The sequence below is a fragment of the Streptococcus oralis genome (assembly GCF_003942875.1).
GTDB classification, from domain to species: domain Bacteria; phylum Bacillota; class Bacilli; order Lactobacillales; family Streptococcaceae; genus Streptococcus; species Streptococcus oralis_BX.
In genome coordinates this window covers 17,429-37,310 of sequence record NZ_RMVK01000011.1, presented here as the reverse complement: position 1 = coordinate 37,310, position 19,882 = coordinate 17,429, and the positions used below count along the sequence as shown (strand labels likewise).

19 protein-coding genes, 1 tRNA gene and 1 pseudogene are annotated in these 19,882 nt (G+C 41.0%); 2 read left to right on the top strand and 19 right to left on the bottom strand.

Going from position 1 to position 19,882, the window contains the following annotated elements:
* Nucleotides 1-128: 128 nt before the first annotated feature.
* From D8844_RS10215 to pbp2a, 6 genes are all read right to left on the bottom strand, one after another.
* Nucleotides 129-200: transfer RNA gene (locus D8844_RS10215), tRNA-Glu, on the bottom strand.
* A gap of 64 nt (nt 201-264) precedes the next feature.
* The gene (locus D8844_RS10210) at nt 265-738 is read right to left on the bottom strand and encodes a hypothetical protein (protein WP_049501155.1); all 474 of its coding nucleotides are present in this window, start codon (nt 736-738) and stop codon (nt 265-267) included.
* A gap of 120 nt (nt 739-858) precedes the next feature.
* Nucleotides 859-1,395: a transcription termination/antitermination protein NusG gene (nusG, locus tag D8844_RS10205; RefSeq protein ID WP_000376728.1), complete on the bottom strand. Its 537-nt coding sequence runs from the start codon at nt 1,393-1,395 to the stop codon at nt 859-861.
* Nucleotides 1,396-1,452: 57 nt separating this feature from the next.
* Nucleotides 1,453-1,629, bottom strand: coding sequence for a preprotein translocase subunit SecE (gene secE, locus D8844_RS10200; protein WP_000505776.1), 177 nt, complete (start codon nt 1,627-1,629; stop codon nt 1,453-1,455).
* Nucleotides 1,630-1,638: 9 nt separating this feature from the next.
* Complete coding sequence (rpmG, locus tag D8844_RS10195; RefSeq protein ID WP_001809375.1) at nt 1,639-1,791, bottom strand: 50S ribosomal protein L33; 153 nt, start codon at nt 1,789-1,791, stop codon at nt 1,639-1,641.
* A gap of 52 nt (nt 1,792-1,843) precedes the next feature.
* Nucleotides 1,844-4,039: a penicillin-binding protein PBP2A gene (gene pbp2a, locus D8844_RS10190; RefSeq protein WP_125423854.1), complete on the bottom strand. Its 2,196-nt coding sequence runs from the start codon at nt 4,037-4,039 to the stop codon at nt 1,844-1,846.
* Between the two features lie 86 nt (nt 4,040-4,125).
* Here pbp2a and D8844_RS10185 point away from each other — a divergent pair, with 86 nt between their 5' ends.
* Nucleotides 4,126-5,001, top strand: a complete 876-nt coding sequence (locus D8844_RS10185) for an RluA family pseudouridine synthase (protein WP_125423851.1) — start codon at nt 4,126-4,128, stop codon at nt 4,999-5,001.
* Between the two features lie 66 nt (nt 5,002-5,067).
* On the opposite strand, the gene gap is transcribed toward D8844_RS10185, so the two are convergent.
* The 12 genes from gap to D8844_RS10125 all read right to left on the bottom strand — a co-directional run bounded on the left by gap (nt 5,068) and on the right by D8844_RS10125 (nt 17,973).
* Entirely contained in the window at nt 5,068-6,075 is a 1,008-nt protein-coding gene (gap, locus tag D8844_RS10180) for a type I glyceraldehyde-3-phosphate dehydrogenase (RefSeq protein ID WP_002893859.1), read from the bottom strand.
* Nucleotides 6,076-6,393: 318 nt separating this feature from the next.
* Nucleotides 6,394-9,045 carry a bifunctional acetaldehyde-CoA/alcohol dehydrogenase gene (gene adhE, locus D8844_RS10175; protein WP_125423847.1) on the bottom strand — a complete coding sequence of 884 codons (2,652 nt, stop codon included), beginning with the start codon at nt 9,043-9,045 and terminating at the stop codon, nt 6,394-6,396.
* A 295-nt stretch (nt 9,046-9,340) separates the two neighbouring features.
* Nucleotides 9,341-9,754: an MORN repeat-containing protein gene (locus D8844_RS10170; protein WP_061428682.1), complete on the bottom strand. Its 414-nt coding sequence runs from the start codon at nt 9,752-9,754 to the stop codon at nt 9,341-9,343.
* The gene (locus D8844_RS10165) at nt 9,741-10,184 is read right to left on the bottom strand and encodes a low molecular weight protein-tyrosine-phosphatase (protein ID WP_061428680.1); all 444 of its coding nucleotides are present in this window, start codon (nt 10,182-10,184) and stop codon (nt 9,741-9,743) included. Before D8844_RS10165 ends, D8844_RS10170 begins: the two co-directional genes overlap by 14 nt.
* Before the next feature lie 47 nt (nt 10,185-10,231).
* Nucleotides 10,232-10,552 (bottom strand): preprotein translocase subunit YajC, encoded by a 321-nt coding sequence (gene yajC, locus D8844_RS10160; RefSeq protein WP_025168961.1) that lies wholly within the window; start codon nt 10,550-10,552, stop codon nt 10,232-10,234.
* Between the two features lie 128 nt (nt 10,553-10,680).
* Nucleotides 10,681-12,657, bottom strand: coding sequence for a transketolase (tkt, locus tag D8844_RS10155; RefSeq protein ID WP_125423844.1), 1,977 nt, complete (start codon nt 12,655-12,657; stop codon nt 10,681-10,683).
* 118 nt (nt 12,658-12,775) lie between these two features.
* Nucleotides 12,776-13,399, bottom strand: coding sequence for a hypothetical protein (locus D8844_RS10150; RefSeq protein WP_049478892.1), 624 nt, complete (start codon nt 13,397-13,399; stop codon nt 12,776-12,778).
* Nucleotides 13,400-13,454: 55 nt separating this feature from the next.
* Nucleotides 13,455-14,441, bottom strand: a complete 987-nt coding sequence (gene jag, locus D8844_RS10145; RefSeq protein WP_042768792.1) for an RNA-binding cell elongation regulator Jag/EloR — start codon at nt 14,439-14,441, stop codon at nt 13,455-13,457.
* Nucleotides 14,442-14,455: 14 nt separating this feature from the next.
* Nucleotides 14,456-15,283, bottom strand: a complete 828-nt coding sequence (locus tag D8844_RS10140) for a membrane protein insertase YidC (protein WP_164978810.1) — start codon at nt 15,281-15,283, stop codon at nt 14,456-14,458.
* Nucleotides 15,258-15,629: a ribonuclease P protein component gene (gene rnpA, locus D8844_RS10135; RefSeq protein WP_000748120.1), complete on the bottom strand. Its 372-nt coding sequence runs from the start codon at nt 15,627-15,629 to the stop codon at nt 15,258-15,260. The genes D8844_RS10140 and rnpA overlap by 26 nt, the downstream gene beginning before the upstream one ends.
* Before the next feature lie 149 nt (nt 15,630-15,778).
* Entirely contained in the window at nt 15,779-16,969 is a 1,191-nt protein-coding gene (locus tag D8844_RS10130; protein WP_000167790.1) for an acetate kinase, read from the bottom strand.
* A gap of 50 nt (nt 16,970-17,019) precedes the next feature.
* Nucleotides 17,020-17,973 (bottom strand): class I SAM-dependent methyltransferase, encoded by a 954-nt coding sequence (locus tag D8844_RS10125; RefSeq protein ID WP_125423841.1) that lies wholly within the window; start codon nt 17,971-17,973, stop codon nt 17,020-17,022.
* A gap of 117 nt (nt 17,974-18,090) precedes the next feature.
* On the opposite strand from D8844_RS10125, the pseudogene D8844_RS10120 reads away from it, so the two are divergent.
* Nucleotides 18,091-19,208: pseudogene (locus tag D8844_RS10120) on the top strand (IS3 family transposase).
* Nucleotides 19,209-19,249: 41 nt separating this feature from the next.
* Here D8844_RS10120 and D8844_RS10115 read toward each other — a convergent pair.
* Nucleotides 19,250-19,876: a class I SAM-dependent methyltransferase gene (locus tag D8844_RS10115; RefSeq protein WP_125423838.1), complete on the bottom strand. Its 627-nt coding sequence runs from the start codon at nt 19,874-19,876 to the stop codon at nt 19,250-19,252.
* Between the last annotated feature and the right edge of the window lie 6 nt (nt 19,877-19,882).

The following is a 19,882-nucleotide window of genomic DNA, read 5'->3' as shown; positions in this document are numbered from 1 at the left end:
TTCAGTTTTCAAAGGTCTTTGTCACTCAATATCTCTCAAGCGACAACTATATTAGTATATCACAGCTACCTGCCTCTGTCAACAGATTTTTAAAACTTTTTTCAAGTTTTTTTAACCGCAATACACCATAGTCCGTACGGGATTCGAACCCGTGTTACCGCCGTGAAAAGGCGGTGTCTTAACCCCTTGACCAACGGACCTGAGCTTTTCAACTCTTTCTATTATACCTACTTTTTTACCTTTGTCAAGAACTTTTTTTCCTCTTTACCGAAATTCTGAAAAGATTAGGGAAAGTTCTCTCAGGAGAGCTTTACGTCCTCTAAAGACTTCTCCTCCCATGAGACGGTCTATTAATTCTTGTTTTTCCATACTCTGTTTTGATTTGTAATTCTTTAGAAGTTCGTGAAAGAGATAATAATCGTCCAGCCTGAGTCCTTTTTCTCCTAGACGATGGCTAATCTCACTCACCTCTTCATAGGGTTCTTTGTCAAAACGGCGTTTGTGGCTTTCCTGTTTACGGATGTAATCTAGGATACGATTTCTAAACTTTGTTTTAAAGCAGACATAAAGTCGATGGCGCTCGCCCTCTAGTAACTCTGGATTGCGACTCACCAGCTCATACAGACATAACATGCCTTCCTGGTCCCAGTCCTCTTTCTCCCACAGATGCAAATGATAGTCTTTTCGACACTTATGGACGATTCCCTTGCTTTCTTCATATAAGTCTTTTAGATTCATAGACCTCTCCTTTCTGCATTTAGTTTAGCAAAATACACAAGTCCATGGGTCTACTTCCTCTATTCTATACTTCTTTCTCCCTCAACGGAACATAAAAAGAGAGGCAAAGCCTCTCTAGGGTTATAATTCTGCAATTTGGTTGAGATTCACTTCTGCAATCGTATCATTACCAAACATAGAGATAATCATCTTCACTTTGTTGTTATCAATTTCAGTAATTTTACCTGTGTAATCTGCAAAAGCGCCATCAATGATGCGAACTGTCTGGCCAACTTCAACGTCAATATCGAACTCTTGAACAGTTTGTCCCATTGAAACCAGAATATCACGGATTTCTTGTTCCAAAAGTGGAGTTGGTTTTGATCTGTTACCGTGTGAGCCGACGAATCCTGTTACGTTAGGTGTGTTTCGAACGACGAACCATGCTTCATCGGTCATGACCATTTCTACAAGGACATAACCTGGAAAGCGATTCTCTTCAATTTCCTTTTTCTTTCCATTTTTCTCAACTTGCACGGTTTGTGTTGGAATCTCGACACGTAGAATATTATCCAACATGTTATATGTTTGCGCACGTTGCAATAGATTTTCTTTTACCTTATTTTCATAGCCAGAATAAGTTTGTAGAACAAACCATCCCTTGTCAAAACTATCCATGATATTTCCTTTCATACATATATAGAAGAAAGTTAGCAGAACTTCTCCACTTTTCTTCTAAAAAATGTTAATAAATCGAATCAAACCTGATACAATCAACTGGTCAAAAATGTAAATGATGACCACAAAGAAGGCTGTGTATTCCATAATAGAGCGAAAATCTCTCCAGCTTTCTTTGCGAGTTGGCCAAGTTGTTTCTTTAAGAAGTTTAAAAATATCCTTAATAAAGCCCATCGTTCTCTCCTATCTCGTTTCTCTATGTGTCGTATATTTTCCACAATGTTTACAAAATTTATTTACTTCTAGTCGTGTTGGCTTGGGGTTCCCACTAATTTTGATTGAATAATTCCTTGAACCACAAACTGCACAAGCTAGGCTTGCTTTTTTTAGTGCCATAACGCCTCCATCTTATCTATTATAACAAGAAACCTAGGCTTTGACAAGCCTCTTAACGAAATAGATTAAGGATTGAGTCCCATATTGTCTGGGCTTTTTCTTTTATTTTAGCTTCTGAAATCGCACGTCCTGCTTCATCTACAAGATTTTGTGCACGACTACGAATATCTCCTATCGGGTCCTCAGACTGGTTTGTCTCATTTTCAACAACCTGCTTTTTCGTATTTTCTGGTTCAATACCATTTTGTTTATAGGCATTCTCCACTGTAAAGGTGCTACCTGTAGTGTAAGGCAAAATGGTATTAGCCATACTTCTAAAGACATGGGCTGCTCCATTTGAGGTCGAACCTGCTAGATAATGATTCTCATCTGTTGTTGGGAAGCCGAGCCAGTGGCTAATTACAACATCTGGAGTATAGCCGATCACCCACTGGTCACTGGTATATTCTGGATTGAAAACAGCTTCAGTCGTACCTGTTTTACCAGCCATAACGTAATCCGCTGGTGACGAACTAATTCCCGTACCATTGGTAAATGTTCCTAGCATCATACTGGTCATTTTATCAGCTACCGACTTATCAATCACTCGTTTTTGGGAGTTTTTATGACTCTTGATGACCTGACCACTGGCATTTTCAATACGAGTGATGAAATGCGCCTCAGGCATCAAACCTCCATTAGCAAAGGCTGCATAGGCTTGCGCCATCTGGAGAGGATTCGTCTCCACACCTCCACCAAGAGCAACTCCAAGAACTCGGTCAACTTTTTCCATATTCAGGCCAAATCTCTCCCCAGCGTCAAAAGCTTTGTCAATACCTAATTCATTTACTGTCGCAACAGCTGGTAGGTTGAGTGATTCCGCCAAAGCCTGATACATAGGTACTTCTGGAGATGTCTTAATACCTGCATAGTTGTCTACTTGATAACTGTTGTACTGCATCGTATGATTATCCAGTTGCTTGTTCAAGGCCCATCCTGCTTCTACTGCGGGTGTATAAACAACTAAAGGCTTAATGGTTGAGCCTGGGCTACGCTTAGACTGAGTGGCATAGTTAAAATTGCGGAAGCCTGGTTTGTCATCACCAGCTACACGACCAACAACTCCACGCACTCCACCAGTCTTGGGTTCTAGAGCGACACTACCTGATTCGGCATGCGTTCCGTCTTCTGCTATTGGAAATAGCGCAGTGTTTTCATAAATAACCTGCATGTTTGCTTGGTAGTTTTGGTCAAGCTCTGTGTAGATTCGATAGCCATTGTTGACAATCTCTTCTTCTGTGAGATTGTACTTGGAAACCGCTTCGTTGACAACAGCATCAAAATAGGACGGGTAACGATAATCCGAAACTTTGCCTTCATACTTATCTTGCAGTTGTGAAGCCATATCTACTCCAGCCGCTTCGGTCTCTTGATTTTTATCAATATAACCTGCTGCAACCATATTTTGCAAAACAGTATCCCTACGGTTGGTCGAAGTCTCAACAGAATTTAATGGATTATACAATTCTGGTCCCTTGAGCATCCCTGCTAGAGTGGCCGCCTGATCAAGCGTTAGTTGTGAAGCCGATACGCCGAAATATTTCTTACTTGCATCTTCAACACCCCATACCCCATTTCCAAAGTAGGCGTTATTGAGGTACATAGTAAGGATTTGCTCCTTGCTGTATTTCTTTGTCAACTCTAAGGCAAGGAAAAACTCCTTGGCCTTCCGTTCAACGGTCTGATCCTGGGAAAGATAGGCATTTTTCGCCAACTGTTGAGTGATAGTGGACCCCCCTCCAGAACGGCCTGCTGTAAGGATGGCTAGAAAGAAACGACCGTAGTTAATCCCATCATTTTTATAAAAGGAACGGTCCTCTGTCGCGACGACAGCATTCTGCAAGTCTTTACTGATATCTGTCAGTTCAACATAGGTTCCCTTTTGGCCTGATAGGGCTCCTGCCTCTTTTTCTTCGCGGTCAAAAATCAGAGTTCGCGTTTTCAGGGCATTTTGTAAGTCATTGACATTGGTAGACTTGGCTATTGCAAATAGGTAGGTCCCTACTAGCAAACCTGCACTTAACCCTAAAATGATGACGATTTTTGTCAGATGATAACGACGCCAAAATTTCCGAATTGGGCCTACTTGGGACAATTTTTTTCTATCGCTCCGTGAACGACGCATGCTAGTCGAATCAGACTCCGCTGATTCATTCGTTTCTTTTTTAAAGAGAGAAAGAAACTTCTCAAATAATTTATCTAATTTCATGCGTTTATTTTATCATCTTCACCATAGGAACTCAAGAATTTAGCTACTCCCTATCCAAATAGGGCTTTTTTTGTTACAATATCTGTATGCAATTCACATTTACATTACCCGAATCCTTGCCTCAAATGACGGTCAAACAATTCCTAGAGGAACAACTCCTCATCCCTAGAAAAATCCGCCATTTTTTGAGAATAAAGAAGAACATCTTAATGAACCACAAAGAAGTTCACTGGAACGAGATGGTCAAGCCAGGGGACATTTGCCAGTTGACTTTTGACGAGGAAGATTATCCCCCAAAAGAAATCCTTTGGGGCAATTCAGACCTCGTTCAAGAGATTTATCAAGACCAACATCTCATTATCGTCAACAAGCCCGAAGGCATGAAAACTCACGGAAATCAACCTGGTGAAATTGCCCTTCTCAACCACGTCTCTGCCTACGTTGGCCAAACCTGCTATGTCGTTCATCGCTTGGATAGGGAAACAAGCGGTTTAGTACTTTTTGCTAAAAATCCTTTTATCTTACCTATCCTCAATCGTTTGTTGGAAAAAAAGGAAATCGCTCGTGATTACTGGGCACTTATAGAAGGGCGAGTAGAGAGTAAAGAACTTGTCTTTCGAGATAAAATTGGTCGTGATCGACACGATCGTAGAAAAAGAATAGTTGATGCAAAAAATGGACAATATGCTGAAACACATGTAAGCAGATTAAAGCAATTTCCAAATCAGACTACCCTCCTTCGTTGCAAACTAAAGACCGGTCGAACGCATCAAATCCGTGTTCACCTCTCTCACCATAAACACCCTATTCTGGGCGATCCTCTCTATAACTCTAGATCAAAAGTAAGCAGGCTCATGCTCCATGCCTTCCGACTTTCCTTTACTCATCCACTCACCTTAGAACAATTGAGTTTTACTGCCCTCTCAGATACTTTCGAAACAGAATTAAAACAAAATGGATGACACTATCATCCATTTTTCTATACAAAAAAGCAAGACCAGAAGGCCTTGCTTTTATCGACTCAAGAATTATTTAGCGATTTTTGCAAAGTATTCAAGAGTACGTACAAGTTGTGCAGTGTATGACATTTCGTTGTCGTACCATGATACAACTTTAACCAATTGTTTACCGTCAACGTCAAGAACTTTAGTTTGAGTTGCGTCAAACAATGAACCGTAAGACATACCTACGATATCTGAAGATACGATTGGATCTTCTGTGTATCCGTATGATTCGTTAGCTGCTGCTTTCATAGCTGCGTTTACTTCATCAACAGTAACATTCTTTTCAAGAACTGCTACCAATTCAGTAACTGATCCAGTTGGAGTTGGAACACGTTGTGCAGATCCGTCAAGTTTACCATTCAATTCTGGGATTACAAGACCGATAGCTTTAGCAGCACCAGTTGAGTTAGGAACGATGTTTGCAGCACCAGCGCGAGCACGGCGAAGGTCACCACCACGGTGTGGTCCGTCAAGGATCATTTGGTCACCAGTGTAAGCGTGGATAGTAGTCATCAATCCTTCTACAACACCGAAGTTGTCTTGAAGAGCTTTAGCCATTGGAGCCAAGCAGTTTGTAGTACATGAAGCACCTGAGATAACTGTTTCAGTACCATCAAGAACGTCGTGGTTAGTGTTAAATACAACTGTTTTAACGTCGTTTCCACCAGGAGCAGTGATAACAACTTTCTTAGCTCCACCTTTAAGGTGTTTTTCAGCTGCATCTTTCTTAGCAAAGAAACCAGTTGCTTCAAGAACGATTTCTACACCGTCAGTAGCCCAGTCGATTTGTTCTGGATCACGTTCAGCAGAAACTTTAACGAATTTACCGTTAACTTCGAAACCACCTTCTTTAACTTCTACAGTACCGTCGAAACGACCTTGAGTTGTGTCGTATTTCAACAAGTGTGCAAGCATAACTGGATCTGTAAGGTCGTTGATGCGAGTAACTTCAACACCTTCTACGTTTTGGATACGGCGGAAAGCAAGACGACCGATACGTCCGAAACCGTTAATACCAACTTTAACTACCATTAGTGATTTCCTCCTTATGAAAATCATGAAAATTTTATTGTGAAAAGAGTAACTTGAATCACTACAAATCACCTTTCAACAAACCTATTATATAACTATTTGAGTTTAATTGCAAGTACGGGCGTTGATTTTCTCTCCTGCTTTTCTACTTTTTCTCCCCCTTTTTATTCATCCATTCTTTTATTTTCAAAGCATATCTCTAGAATCTTTTATAATATCTGCATATCCTCTTCATTTCAAGGTGAAACTCCAATTTCAACGCTTTCAGAGTTTACAAAAAAGAGACAGAATTTCTCCTGTCTCTAGGCTGATAAACAATTATTTGCGACGTCCTGGTCGTTCTGCATAACCATAGTAAGCATCTGCCATGATTTCTTCCATGTCAGCTACCATTGGCAAGCGAGGGTTAGCAGGTGAACATTGGTCTTCATAAGCAAGCAAGGCAATTTCATGCAAGCTGTCTTTCCAAGCTTTTTCATCGATTCCTTGATCCTTGAAGTTCATCTTGATACCTACTGCAACACCAAGTTCGTAAACAGCTTTAGCGTATGCTTCAACTGCTTCTTCTGGAGTTGAGTGAGGCAATCCAAGCATTCTAGCAATATCTTGGAATTTTTCGTCAGCTTTCCAGTAGTTATACTTAGGCCATGTAGTCGTCTTAGATGGGCGAGTACCATTGTAACGGATAACGTATGGAAGCAAGATTGCGTTTGTACGTCCGTGAACAGTATGGTGAACCGCACCGATCTTGTGGGCCATTGAGTGGCTCATACCAAGGAAGGCATTGGCAAAGGCCATACCAGCCATTGTAGATGCATTGTGCATTTTTTCGCGAGCTTCTGGATCAGCTGTCTTAACAGATTTTTCCAACCATTCAAAGACAAGTTTGATTGTTTGAAGGGCGATACCGTCTGTATAGTCGTTAGCGAAGTTTGAAGTGTAAGCTTCAGTCGCGTGAGTCAAGACGTCCATACCTGTATCCGCAGCGATGAAGTCTGGAACTGACTCAACCAAAGCAGGGTCAACAATCGCAATAGTTGGTGTCAATGAGTAGTCAGCCAATGGGTATTTACGATTGTTTTTCTTATCAGAGATAACGGCAAATGGTGTTACTTCTGAACCTGTACCTGAAGTTGTTGGAATACCAATGTATTTCGCTTTCTTACCAAGTGATGGGAAGCGGAAGGCACGTTTACGGATGTCCATGAATTTTTGAACCAAGTCACGGAAGTCGATTTGTGGTTGTTCGTAGAAGAGCCACATTACTTTGGCCGCGTCCATTGGAGAACCACCACCAAGAGCGATGATTGTGTCTGGTTCAAATGATCTCATTACTTCAGTACCACGTTCTACAGTTGTGATATCTGGGTCTGGTTCAACGTCTGAGAAGACTTGGACAGTTACACGGTTGCTGCGTTTGTTCAATTGGTCAATAATGCGTTGAACAAAACCAAGTTTTTCGATCGATTTGTCTGTAACAATCATAACGCGTTCAATATCTTCACATGTTTGAAGGTATTGGATAGAATTGCGTTCGAAGTAAATTTTTGAAGGAACTTTAAACCACTGCATATTATTTCTACGTTTCCCTACTTTCTTGATGTTTAGAAGGTTGATCGCACTCACGTTATCACCGACTGAGTTGTGTCCATATGAACCACATCCAAGTGTCAATGATGGAATGAAGGCATTGTATACGTCACCGATACCACCGAAAGTAGATGGAGAGTTCCAGATAATACGCATTGCTTTGATTTCTGTACCAAAGCGTTTAGCAAGAGCTTCGTCTTTTGTATGGATAGCTGCTGAGTGACCAAGTCCGTTAAACTCGACCATTTGACGAGCTTTTTTAAGACCGTCTTCTGTATCTTCAGCTTTTAGGACAGCGATAACTGGTGACAATTTTTCACGAGTCAACGGTTCTTTTGGTCCTACTTCTGCACATTCTGCAGCCAAGATGTTTGTTCCTTCTGGCACGCTAAATCCTGCTTGTTCTGCAATCCATACTGCTGGTTTACCAACGATGTTTGCATTTAGTTTAGCACCTGCACAGTTTTTACTGTTAGCTTTCACGCCGAAACAGAATTCTTCAAGAAGGGCTTTTTCTTTCTTGTTTACAAAGTAAGTGTGGTATGATTTGAATTCTTCTACAAATTCGTCATATACTTCTTTATCAATGATAACGGCTTGTTCTGATGCACAGACCATACCATTATCAAATGATTTAGACATAACGATGTCATGAGCAGCTTGACGAAGGTCAGCAGATTTTTCTACATAGGCAGGAACGTTTCCGGCACCTACCCCAAGAGCTGGTTTTCCACATGAGTATGCAGCTTTAACCATAGCATTCCCACCAGTTGCAAGAATAGTTGCAACACCTTCGTGGTTCATTAGAGCTCCAGTTGCTTCCATAGATGGCTTTGTAATCCATTGAACACAGTTTTCAGGAGCACCAGCTGCAATCGCTGCATCGCGAACGATTTGTGCTGCGTGAGCTGATGATTCTTGAGCAGATGGGTGGAAGGCAAAAACGATTGGGTTACGTGTTTTCAAAGCAATCAAGGATTTGAAAATCGCTGTTGAAGTTGGGTTTGTTGTCGGAGTGACACCACAGATTACACCGACAGGCTCCGCAATCTTTGTCAAACCTGTAATTGGATCATCTTCGATAACTCCAACTGTTTTAACTCCACGCATATTGTTCACTACGTGTTCGCAGGCAAATAGGTTTTTTGTCGCCTTGTCTTCAAATACCCCACGACCAGTTTCTTCAACTGCATGTTGTGCAAGGATACCATGTGCGTCAAGTGCTGCAACCGAAGCTTTTGCCACGATGTAGTCAACTTGCTCTTGGTTCAACTTGCGCATTTCATCAAGCGCAACCAAGGCTTTTTTCACAAGACCGTCGACATGCTTTTCAGCAGCAAGTTGTTTTTCCTCTGGTGTTACTGTTTTTTTATCAGCCATATTATCCTCCATAGCCTTTAAGGATGTTACCCTTTGTTAATTTTTTCACAAGTTTATTATAACTCTTTTTTTATGCTTTGTAAACAGTTTCATAAGCATTTCACAAAGAAATTTTTTGAGATTGTGATTTTTTTCTCAATATAGCTGCGCAAGAGAGTTTTGACCGGATGATTGTGAAATTATGGAGAAAATTTTTTTATTTCACAAAGTTTTTCTAGTTGATAGTTAGTTATCAAATCCAAACAAAGAAAGCGCTTTCTTGCTGGTTTTAAAAAATAGTCTCCTAACTTGGAGACTACTGTTTTTGCTGAAAAACGCCTTGTTTAAAGGTCCCTTCATAAACAACTTCTTGCTCTGTCGTCAACTTCCCTTGACCTTCAGCCTGGCCATTTACAAAATCACCTTCGTATTTCCAGCCAGCTTTTGATTGGAAAGTCCCTTTTCCATTAAAGGCTCCATTATTGAAATCACCTGTATATTGGTCTCCATTTTCAAAGGTCAAGGTTCCTTGACCATTCATTTTCCCTCGTACCAAGGTGCCATCATAAACAAGAGCTCCACCATCAAGTGTCAGGACACCCTTTTTAGGCGTATTTAGCAGAAATACCGAAAGAGCACAGAGTACTATTACAACTACTGCAATGAGCTCTAACCTAGGACGAGTTAGGCAAACTCTACCCTTTTCATAAAATTGTTTAAGCTTTTCCATTATCACTCTCTTTTTCTAATCGATCTAGCCAGCTTTGACATCCACTTGTGATACGAGAATAGGTTTCCTCAAAATCTCCTGTATACCAAGGATCTGGGACACTTTCAGATGCAAAAGAGTAAATCTTGTACTGTAGTTCCTGAGGACACATGTGACGCAGATCTGAAACGTTTGAAGCATCCATACCGATAATGTAATCAAAGGCTTCAAAATCTTCCTTAGTAATCTGAAGAGATGTCTTGCTCTTGTCATAAGGAATCTCATACTGTTGAAAAATCCCTTGAGTGCCCTTATGAATCGGATTACCATGTTCCCAAGAGGAAGTCGCTCGACTTTGTATTTCGTAGTTATCTGTCATTGATTTCATAACAAACTCGGCCATAGGACTTCGGCAAATATTTCCTAAGCAAACAAATACTATTTTTTTCATCCCTTTTCCTCTCATCTCATAGAAAAACGGGAGTGACAGGTCCCGTTTTATTCTTCGATTGCTCCGCCTTCGTCAACAACTGTTCCTTCTGGTGTCACAGCTTCTTTGAGTGGCAAAACGGTCTTAATCGCAGCCAATTCAAAAGTCAAATAAACGCCATCTACATCCAGTACGATTGTACCTTTCTCAGTATCTACTTCATCCACTGTTCCGTAAAGCCCACCAATTGTAATGACTTCATAGCCTTTTTGAAGCTTGTTCAAGCTTTCCATACGCTTTTGTGCTTGTTTCTTTTGAGAACGTTGCATAAAGAACATCAAGGCAAACATACCTACAAGCATGATCACAAATGTTAAATTTGGACTAATATTTTCCATAGTATTTTCTCCTTTGTATTTTACATAGGACTACTATATCAAATTTCAGCTACTTTTACAAGGTTGTACCTTGTTTTTATGGTTATAAAAAATCAGAGTTTTCACTCTGATTTTTGTGATTATTTCAAGTTTTGAACGACTTTGACTAGATTTTCAACTGTAAATCCGTACTCTGCCAATACTTTTGGTGCTGGAGCAGATGCTCCAAAGGTATCAATACCGAGAACGGCACCATCAAGACCAACATATTTGTACCAGTTTTGAGTTGCTCCCATTTCGACTGCAACGCGACGACGAACTGAATTTGGAAGGATTTCTTCCTTATATGCTGCATCTTGTGCGTCAAAGACATCTGTTGATGGCATGCTAACTACACGGACTTTTGCACCTTGGCTAGCCAATTCTTTGGCAGCTGCGACAGCCAGATTGACCTCTGAACCTGTTGCAATCAAAATTGTATCAAAGTCTGCTGCATTTTCATAGACAACATAGGCACCTTTCGCAACTTTATCAAAGTCTGTTCCCTCTTCGACAGTCAAATTTTGACGTGTCAAGACAAGGGCAGTTGGTGTTTTTTCGCTTGTCACGGCAAGGTACCAAGCCGCTTGAGTTTCACGCGCATCTGCTGGGCGGAAAACATTCAGATTTGGCATAGCACGGAGACCTGCTAAGTGTTCAACTGGTTCGTGAGTTGGACCATCTTCACCAACTGCGATTGAATCGTGGGTAAAGACATAAGTCACAGGAAGTCCTTGCAAGGCTGACAAGCGGACTGCTGCTTTCACATAGTCAGAGAAGACGAAGAAGGTTCCACCATAAACACGAAGTCCACCATGAAGGGCCATACCGTTCAAGATCGTTCCCATAGCAAATTCACGAACACCAAACTGAATGTTGCGGTTCAAGCGATTAGCGTCGTCTTGAAGTCCGTCCGTTTTGATATAAGTCATGTTTGAGTGAGCAAGGTCAGCTGATCCACCTAGGAAGGTTGGCAATTTAGCAGCTACAACGTTCAAAGCATCTTGACTTGAATTACGAGTGGCTTGAGAAAATCCATTTTCTAAGGCTGGGAAGTCTGCTGGAGTCACCTCAACTGGGTCACGTCCGTCGATGATGGCTTCTACTTCTGCAGCCAGTTCTGGATGAGCCTCTTTATAGTCAGCAACTAATTTAGTCCAAACTTGATAAGCTGATTCACCACGGTCTGCAACATTTTCCTTGAAATCAGCATAAACTTGCTCTGGAATTTCAAATGGTTCATAATCCCAGCCGAGCGCTTGGCGAGTTGCTGCAGTTTCATCTGCTCCAAGAGGAGCACCGTGTACGGCATTAGTTCCTTGTTTGTTTGGAGAGCCATATCCAATAACAGTCTTCACTTCAATCAAAGATGGCTTGCCTGAAGCTTTAGCTGTTTCGATAGCAGCATGGATAGCTTCCAAGTCTGTTCCATCTTCAACTAAGGCAGTGTGCCAACCGTAGGCATTGTAACGATCACGAACACTCTCAGTGAAAGAATCCTTTGTCTCACCATCCAAGTTGATGTCATTTGAATCATAAAGAACCACCAACTTGTCAAGTTTTTGCAAGCCTGCGTATGAAGCCGCCTCACTTGAGACACCTTCCATCAAATCTCCGTCTCCACAGATCACATAAGTATAGTGGTCAAAGATATTGAAACCTTCGCGGTTATATTTGGCTGCTAAGAAACGTTCTGCTTGGGCAAAACCAGTGGCAGTTGAAATCCCTTGTCCTAGAGGTCCAGTAGTAGCGTCAACCCCTGCTGTATGACCAAATTCTGGGTGACCTGGTGTTTTGGAACCCCATTGGCGGAAGTTCTTGACTTCATCCATGCTAACATCTTCAAAACCAGAGAGGTGAAGAAGGGCATAAAGAAGCATTGAGCCGTGTCCTGCTGAAAGAATAAAGCGATCGCGGTTGATCCAGTTTGGTTGAGCTGGATTGATACGAAGTTGCTTTGTAAAGAGGCTATAGGCCATAGGAGCAGCCCCCATAACCACCCCTGGGTGACCTGAGTTTGCTTTGTTGATGGCGTCAATACCTAGAAAACGAATTGCATTAACAGATAGATTTGACATAGAATTTCCTTTCTCTTTGAGGTGATTAATAAATCACACATCCTATTTTACTATTATATGAAAAAATGCATAGAATAGCAATAAAACAATTTGCGCTCATCTAACACATTTGATTTGTCTATCCCCTCGTTACTTCATAGTAAGGCAACAAGCGCGTATAAGCGTCTTCTAGCTTCTCTAATATCGCTTCTACTGACTGATTTTCTATAAAAGAAACATCTGCCTTAACTAACACTTTACGGACTTCCTGACTTCTCAGCTTCTCGCGTAAAGTACGACGATTTTCTTCATTAGCCTCCATCTTATAACTTTCCCCATTTGAGTAGACTAGATAATAAATTCCTTCTACCGCTGGAAGTTCTAAAACCTTGGCTTGCTTGTCCAAGGTCTGTTCGTCTTTCTTACGCTCGATGAAACTGACTTCCAAAGAAACCCCAAAGTCAGTAGGTGCTCCATATAAACGCAAGGCCATCATAGGTTCTGTCACTTGTCCGTCTCTCTGAAGATAGGCCCAGAAATGCGGCCGCAAGCGTTGCGCTTGGTTCATCCACTGGCTAGTCTGTTGGAGTTGCCATTCTGGATGACTTGCTTGAAAGGTTTTGGCCAATTCTGTGAAAGACTTCCGTGCCTCTTGACCTTTTTGCCGCAAATTCAACATCTTTTCTCTTTCATCGCCAGCTTTATCAGGATTACGGTACTGGACACCTGCAAATGATAGGTATTCTCTAACTGCTTTCAGCATATCTGAATCTTTCCTTTCCTAGCAAAAAATCAGGACAAACCTGATTTTGCTTTGCTTATTCTGCATCTACGACAACATAGCGATTTGGCTCATCGCCTTCAGAGTAACTCGTCACGCCATCCATGCGTGAAATAATGCGATGGATAATCTTGCGTTCGCTATTTGACATTGGATCAGTTTGTTGGCTACGTCCTTCTTCTAAAACGCGAGTCGCCAATTTTTGAGCGTAGGTTTGCAAGACTTCTGCACGGTGTTCAACGTAATCATTGACATTGATCGTGATGTAGAAGGTTCTTGAATAGCGGTTATAAAGATAATTTTGAGCCAATAGTTGCAAGGCCTTCAAAACTTTACCATGATAGCCGATAATACGGCCCGGTTCGTTAGTGTCAATTTGAAGATTGATGGTGCGGCGATTGTAGTCACTTGAAATCGTCCCTTCAACATCCATATCATCTACAATGGTTTGAACGTAGTTAGCTACTTCAGTTGCCACTTGTTCGATGTCATAACTTGGTTCTACTTTCAAGCCTAAATCTTCTAAAGATTGGCTTGTTGCTTCCTGCGTTTCAGTTTCTTTTTCTGGAGCAGATTCCACTTCCTCGGCAGTATCCTCTGGTTCCAAATCATTTAAAATTGAAATATGGCCTGTTTCTTCCAAAATCGTGCTGGCGTGCTTTTCATTTTTCAAGATTTCAGCCTTGACCTCTTCAGAGACACCTTGACCTTCTTCTTCAATCTTCTTAATCGCTTCTACTACATGCCCCAAATCAACAGTTGCTTCACTTACTGTTTTCACGGGTTCATTTTTTTCATTAACTTCTTTTGGAACCCCTTTAATGGCCTGCTGATTGGCTTTGATAACTGTCGTTTCACTAATCGCTTCGATATCAACTTGAGCTGGCTTCTTACCAAACAAGCCTAAGAATCCTTTTTTCTCTTTTGAAACGACCTTGATGTGGGCCTTCATTCTTGGAATGTCTAATTCTTTCAATCCTTTTTGGATTGCTTCTTCAACCGTTGAACCTGTAAATAATACCATTAGCAGATTCCTCCTTATTTTTTCTTTTTCTGTGCTTTTTTCAAGGCTCTTCTCTTCTTGCCTTCTAAATCTTTTTCTGCTTGCGCCACTGCTTCTCTTTCAGCAATAATCTTGAAAGGATTGTTCAAGAAGTAGGTTTGCAGAACTTGGTAAGCATTGGATACAGCCCAGTACAAGGCTACACCACTTGGGGCAGAGATGGCAAAAACAAAGATCAATACAGGCATCCCGTACATCATCCCTGTCGTAGCTCCACTTTTTTCAGACAAAGCTTTATTCGATAACCAGCTACTCAAGAAGGTAAAGACTGCCGCCAAAATCGGAAGGACAAAACTTGTATCTACTCCTCCCAAATTAATCCATAAAAAGTGTCCTGTTTTCAAAAAGTCTACTCGACTCAAGGCTTGAAAGAGCGCCAAGAGGACAGGCATTTGTATTAAAATTGGCCAGAGAGAGGATGAATGCTTAATCCCTAACTCTTTATAAACCTTGCGCATCTCCTGGTCTAGCTTGGTTCTACTTTCCATATCACGACCCGGATATTGCTCTCGCAAAGCCTTGATGCGCGGTTGAGCCTCTTGCATTTTTCTAGAGGCAACCATCTGTGTCTGAAAGACCGGCAATAAAATCGTCCGGATCAAGATTGTGAAGAGGATAATCCCCACTCCGATACTAATGTCAAAGGACAAAAAGCGGATAATTTCAGCAAAAAAATAGACGAATTTGCTCCAAAAGTCTGTCGAGTCTGCTGTTATATCGCTAGCTGCACCATTTGTTGCACAGGCTGTCATGATAACTAAGGACAAACCCAGCAAACTAGTCAACTGTAGTTTCTTTTTCACTCCCATTTCCTTCCTGGTAAATCTTTGATAACTTTAATACGTGGAGTAGGTTTTTCTCCATCTCTGCATATTCCAAGGTTTCCACCCCTTTTCGGGCAATCACAACAAAATCAACATGCTCCACTAAACTCCCTTTTACACTTTGTAGAATGTGTCGGATTCGTCTTTTAATTTGATTTCTGGTAACTGCATTCCCCAGCTTTTTGCTGACGGACAGTCCTACTCGAAAATGGTTTTGCTGGTTTTCCAATTGGTAGACAACAAATTTTCGATTGGCAAAACTTGTTCCGTCCTTGAAAATCGCCTTAAAATCTTTCTCTCTTTTTACACGAAAGCTTTTCTTCAAAACTCAACTCCATCTATTAAATTACTACTATTATACCATATTTTTTGAAAAAGCCAATAACAGCAAGGTTTTAGACATTTTCTACATAAAAAAAGCTGGAAAATCTCTTTCCCAACTTCTTTTCACAATCTAATTTTACGTTTATTTACTTATTTTTTCAAGCGCTCAACATCGCGTGCAATCACCAATTCTTCATCTGTTGGAATAACCAAGACACGGATTTTCGCTGCATCAGTTGAGATGTCTCCCGTTACGCCAAAGACGTTCTTTTCTGGATCCACATCACAACCAAACCAAGAGATACCTGAAATGACATCCTCACGAACCAAAGCTGCATTTTCACCAATCCCTGCTGTGAAGATAATCGCATCTGCTCCATTTAGGACTGCAAGGTACTGGCCGATATGTTTTTGGATACGATCAACATACATTTCATAAGCCAAAGTCGCATCATGGTCTCCTGCTTCCATAGCAGCAATCACATCACGCATATCGCTTGACTGACCAGAAACTCCCATGAGCCCTGATTCACGATTGAGAACGCGACTAATATCTTCTGGGGTATTAAAATCCTCTGTATATTGCATGAGATAAGGGATGATAGCAGGGTCAATATCTCCTGTACGAGTTCCCATCATCACACCGCCAAGTGGTGTGAATCCCATAGAAGTATCTACAGACTTCCCACCCTTAACAGCTGTGATAGAAGCCCCGTTACCAATATGGCAGGTAATCAATTTCAAATCTTCTAGAGGACGGCCCAAAAGTTTCGCTGCTTCTCCTGCGACAAACTGGTGGCTTGTCCCGTGGGCACCATATTTACGAACCTTGTTGTCTGTGTAGTATTTAGTTGGTAGAGGGTAGCGATAAGCCTTTTCTGGCATGGTTGTGTGGAATGAAGTATCAAATACAACAACACTGGTAATATCTGGAAGCAATTCCTTAAATGCGCGAATTCCAGCTGCGTTAGCTGGATTGTGAAGAGGAGCCAAGAGTCCCAATTCCTCAACTTTTTCTAACACATCCCCCTCAACAACTGTTGATTCCTTGAAATATTCACCACCTGCAACGACGCGGTGGCCGACACCTGTAATCTCATCGTACCCTTTGATAATATCAAAACGAATCAAGTCATCCAATAAAATTTTAACGGCTTGTGTGTGGTCTTCAATATCAAGAATTTGTTGTTCCGAACGACCGTCAAATTTTACTGTTGAAATTGAATCTTTCAATCCAATACGTTCAATCAAGCCTTTAGCCAAAACTTTCTCTTCTGGCATTTGATAAAGTTGCCATTTCAAGCTTGAGCTTCCTGCATTGATTGCAATTGTTTTTGTCATAAGATGATACCTCTTTTTAAGCGTTTTCATCTATTATAACAAAATCTCTTTTATATTTCAGTACCTTTGCTCCAATTTTGAAAATTTTCTTTAAAGGTCAACAATACTGACGGATCTTGCAAGCTAGTAAGAGGGTAGACAAAAGGTTCTGTTTCTTTATCTCTTTTCTTCTGTAAGACAAAAATACTTTTAGCTTGGCTGGCAGTTGAGAAAATATCCTCTGGCAGAGCGATGATAGCAGCCAGACTCACTTCGTCTTTGAGCCACCCTTTTAATAAGTCACTTTGAGGGCTGGTCAATAAATCACTCGGAGCTAAAAAAATAGCATAGCCATCTGACTTAAGGTACTTGAGGCCTTGTTCCATTAGCAAATGGTGGGCATAGGTATGTTCTTGACTAGAAGCCACTTGATAGCGCGAAGCGATAGCATCGTCTGGGTAATAGCCAACAGGCAAGTCGCTGATGACCACGTCGCTTTCTTTAAGCATTTGCGGACGAACGGCGTCTCCTTGGACAAAACCAGCTTGCAAGCCAATCACATCTGCCATACTGGCTGCCAAATCAATCAGCAAGTCATCCACTTCGATTCCCAAGTAATCTACTTTTTTAGCAAGAGAAGTCAAGAAAGTAGCCCCCAAAATCCCCATACCAGAGCCTATTTCGAGGATGCTAATTTCCTCTTGTTCAAACAACTCTTCCACAATGAGTACCAAGAGAAGGGCAATAGCATCTGGTGTAAACTGGTGATTGGCCTGTAAAGGCTCCGTTTGTCCTGCCTTCATCAAGAGAAACTGATAGGTCTTGAGCCATTCTTCTTTGCGAAGCGCTAAACGCTTAAGGGCTTGATTGTTCTCCTTGACCTGCTCTAGTTCGGTCTCGCCATCTAGGTAGATACTATTTTGCTCTACCAAGGCGTCATAAAAGTTGGTCGCCAAATCACTTTGGATGACTTGGACATTCTCTAGTAAATACGTATAAGCTTGTTCAATTTTTTCAAAATCCATATTACTATCTTATCAAATTTCCCTCCTTTTTTCCATCTGAAGAGAAAAAATCACTGCTTTAGTGAACTGCACTCCAAAAGTTAGACAGAAAAAATCTAACTTTTGGGGTGTTTTATTATGAAATTGAGTTATGAAGATAAAGTTCAAATCTATGAACTAAGAAAATAAGTACAAAGCTTCAAACAGCTTTCAAAAAGATTTGGTGTGGATGCTTCTGGTCTAAAGTACATGGTGAAATTAATTGACCAATATGGAATAGAAATCGTCAAAAAAGGAAAAAATCGTTACTATTCTCCTGATTTAAAACAAAAAATGACAGAACTAGAGCGACTTCAAGAGGAGAATGAACGCTTACGGACTGAGGCGGCCTACCTAAAAAAGTTAAAAGAATTGTAGGAAAGGGACGAGGCCATAGAGCGAGAAAGGCAGAGACAATTAGAGAAATGGTTTCAGGAGGATTTCGACTAGATTTGCTTCTTGAAACAGCACGTTTAGCTCATTCAACTTACTATTACCATTTGAAACAGCTGGATGGGGTTGATAAAGATAAAGAGTTTAAAACCGAAATTCAAACCATTTATAATGACCATAAAGGAAATTATGGCTATCGTCGGATTCACTTGCAACTAAGAAATCGTGGTTATGCGGTCAATCATAAGAAAGTTCAACGGTTGATGAAGGGCCTTGGTTTAACAGCTCGTATCCGTCGAAAACGGAAGTATTCTTCCTACCAAGGAGAGATTGGCAAGAAAGCAGAGAATCTTATTCAACGCCAGTTCGAAGGGGCGAAACCGATGGAAAAGTGCTATACAGATGTGACAAAGTTTGCCATTCCAAATAGCACACAGAAACTCTATTTATCGCCAGTTTTAGATGGCTTTAACAGTGAAATTATTGCTTATAGTCTATCTACTTCGCCTAATTTGAAACAAGTGAAAACCATGTTGGAACAGGCATTCACAGAGAAACTCTACTAGAATACGATTCTCCATAGTGACCAAGGCTGGCAATACCAACACGATTCTTATCATCGGTTCCTAGAGGGTAAGGGAATGCAAGCATCTATGTCACGCAGGGACAACAGCCCAGACAATGGGATGATGGAGTCCTTCTTTGGTATTTTGAAATCAGAGATGTTTTACGGTTATGAGAAGCATTTTAGGTCTTTAGAAGACCTTGAACAAGCTATTATGGACTACATTGATTACTAAAACAACAAACGAATCAAAGTCTAACTAAAAGGACTTAGGCCTGTACAATACAGAACTAAATCCTTTCAATAATTATTTGTCCAACTTTTGGGGGTCAGTACATAGTCAGCGAGTGATTTTTGGGCTACTGTTAAAAAGAGTTCTGAATAATTTCCTTGAAACAATTCTTCAGCGCTATAGAGAATCTGACTGTCAATGCTTGAAAAACCAAACTGGGCGAGCTTGGTTTCCAGTTCAGCTAAATCAAAACCATGGTGGTTGGTATCTGTCTTGACAAAATCAGCAATGAGGACCTGTCCATTCTCCCTAAGGTGATGGTAAAACATGGCAAGAGTTGCATCTAGATCAGGCATATGATGAAGAACCCGACTGACAACAATCAGGTCAAATTGCTGTTCCAAGGGATTTGCCAGTAAATCCTGCTCCAAAATCTGGATATTCTTGATGTCTTGTTGCTCTGCTTTCAAACGGGCTTGCTCCAGCATTTTCTCCGAGATGTCTACAAGGGTAACCGACTGGGCTTGCTTAGCTAGAGGCAAGGCTAACAGACCCGTCCCACCACCGAAGTCCAATATTTCCTTGTCTGATAGAAGAGCAATCTGTTTTTCAACTGCTTGACAAACCAAATTTGCAAGAAAGATATTTTTGGGCGAATCAAAAGTTTCTGCTTTGTGATTAAAATCATGTTTCATGCTTTT

What these genes read in the sequence shown, in the direction of transcription:
- D8844_RS10210 (WP_049501155.1), bottom strand. Translation starts at nt 738, where the DNA reads ATGAATCTAAAAGACTTATATGAAGAAAGCAAGGGAATCGTCCATAAG.
- nusG (WP_000376728.1), bottom strand. Translation starts at nt 1,395, where the DNA reads ATGGATAGTTTTGACAAGGGATGGTTTGTTCTACAAACTTATTCTGGC.
- secE (WP_000505776.1), bottom strand. Translation starts at nt 1,629, where the DNA reads ATGGGCTTTATTAAGGATATTTTTAAACTTCTTAAAGAAACAACTTGG.
- rpmG (WP_001809375.1), bottom strand. Translation starts at nt 1,791, where the DNA reads ATGGCACTAAAAAAAGCAAGCCTAGCTTGTGCAGTTTGTGGTTCAAGG.
- pbp2a (WP_125423854.1), bottom strand. Translation starts at nt 4,039, where the DNA reads ATGAAATTAGATAAATTATTTGAGAAGTTTCTTTCTCTCTTTAAAAAA.
- D8844_RS10185 (WP_125423851.1), top strand. Translation starts at nt 4,126, where the DNA reads ATGCAATTCACATTTACATTACCCGAATCCTTGCCTCAAATGACGGTC.
- gap (WP_002893859.1), bottom strand. Translation starts at nt 6,075, where the DNA reads ATGGTAGTTAAAGTTGGTATTAACGGTTTCGGACGTATCGGTCGTCTT.
- adhE (WP_125423847.1), bottom strand. Translation starts at nt 9,045, where the DNA reads ATGGCTGATAAAAAAACAGTAACACCAGAGGAAAAACAACTTGCTGCT.
- D8844_RS10170 (WP_061428682.1), bottom strand. Translation starts at nt 9,754, where the DNA reads ATGGAAAAGCTTAAACAATTTTATGAAAAGGGTAGAGTTTGCCTAACT.
- D8844_RS10165 (WP_061428680.1), bottom strand. Translation starts at nt 10,184, where the DNA reads ATGAAAAAAATAGTATTTGTTTGCTTAGGAAATATTTGCCGAAGTCCT.
- tkt (WP_125423844.1), bottom strand. Translation starts at nt 12,657, where the DNA reads ATGTCAAATCTATCTGTTAATGCAATTCGTTTTCTAGGTATTGACGCC.
- D8844_RS10150 (WP_049478892.1), bottom strand. Translation starts at nt 13,399, where the DNA reads ATGCTGAAAGCAGTTAGAGAATACCTATCATTTGCAGGTGTCCAGTAC.
- jag (WP_042768792.1), bottom strand. Translation starts at nt 14,441, where the DNA reads ATGGTATTATTTACAGGTTCAACGGTTGAAGAAGCAATCCAAAAAGGA.
- D8844_RS10130 (WP_000167790.1), bottom strand. Translation starts at nt 16,969, where the DNA reads ATGACAAAAACAATTGCAATCAATGCAGGAAGCTCAAGCTTGAAATGG.
- D8844_RS10125 (WP_125423841.1), bottom strand. Translation starts at nt 17,973, where the DNA reads ATGGATTTTGAAAAAATTGAACAAGCTTATACGTATTTACTAGAGAAT.
- D8844_RS10115 (WP_125423838.1), bottom strand. Translation starts at nt 19,876, where the DNA reads ATGAAACATGATTTTAATCACAAAGCAGAAACTTTTGATTCGCCCAAA.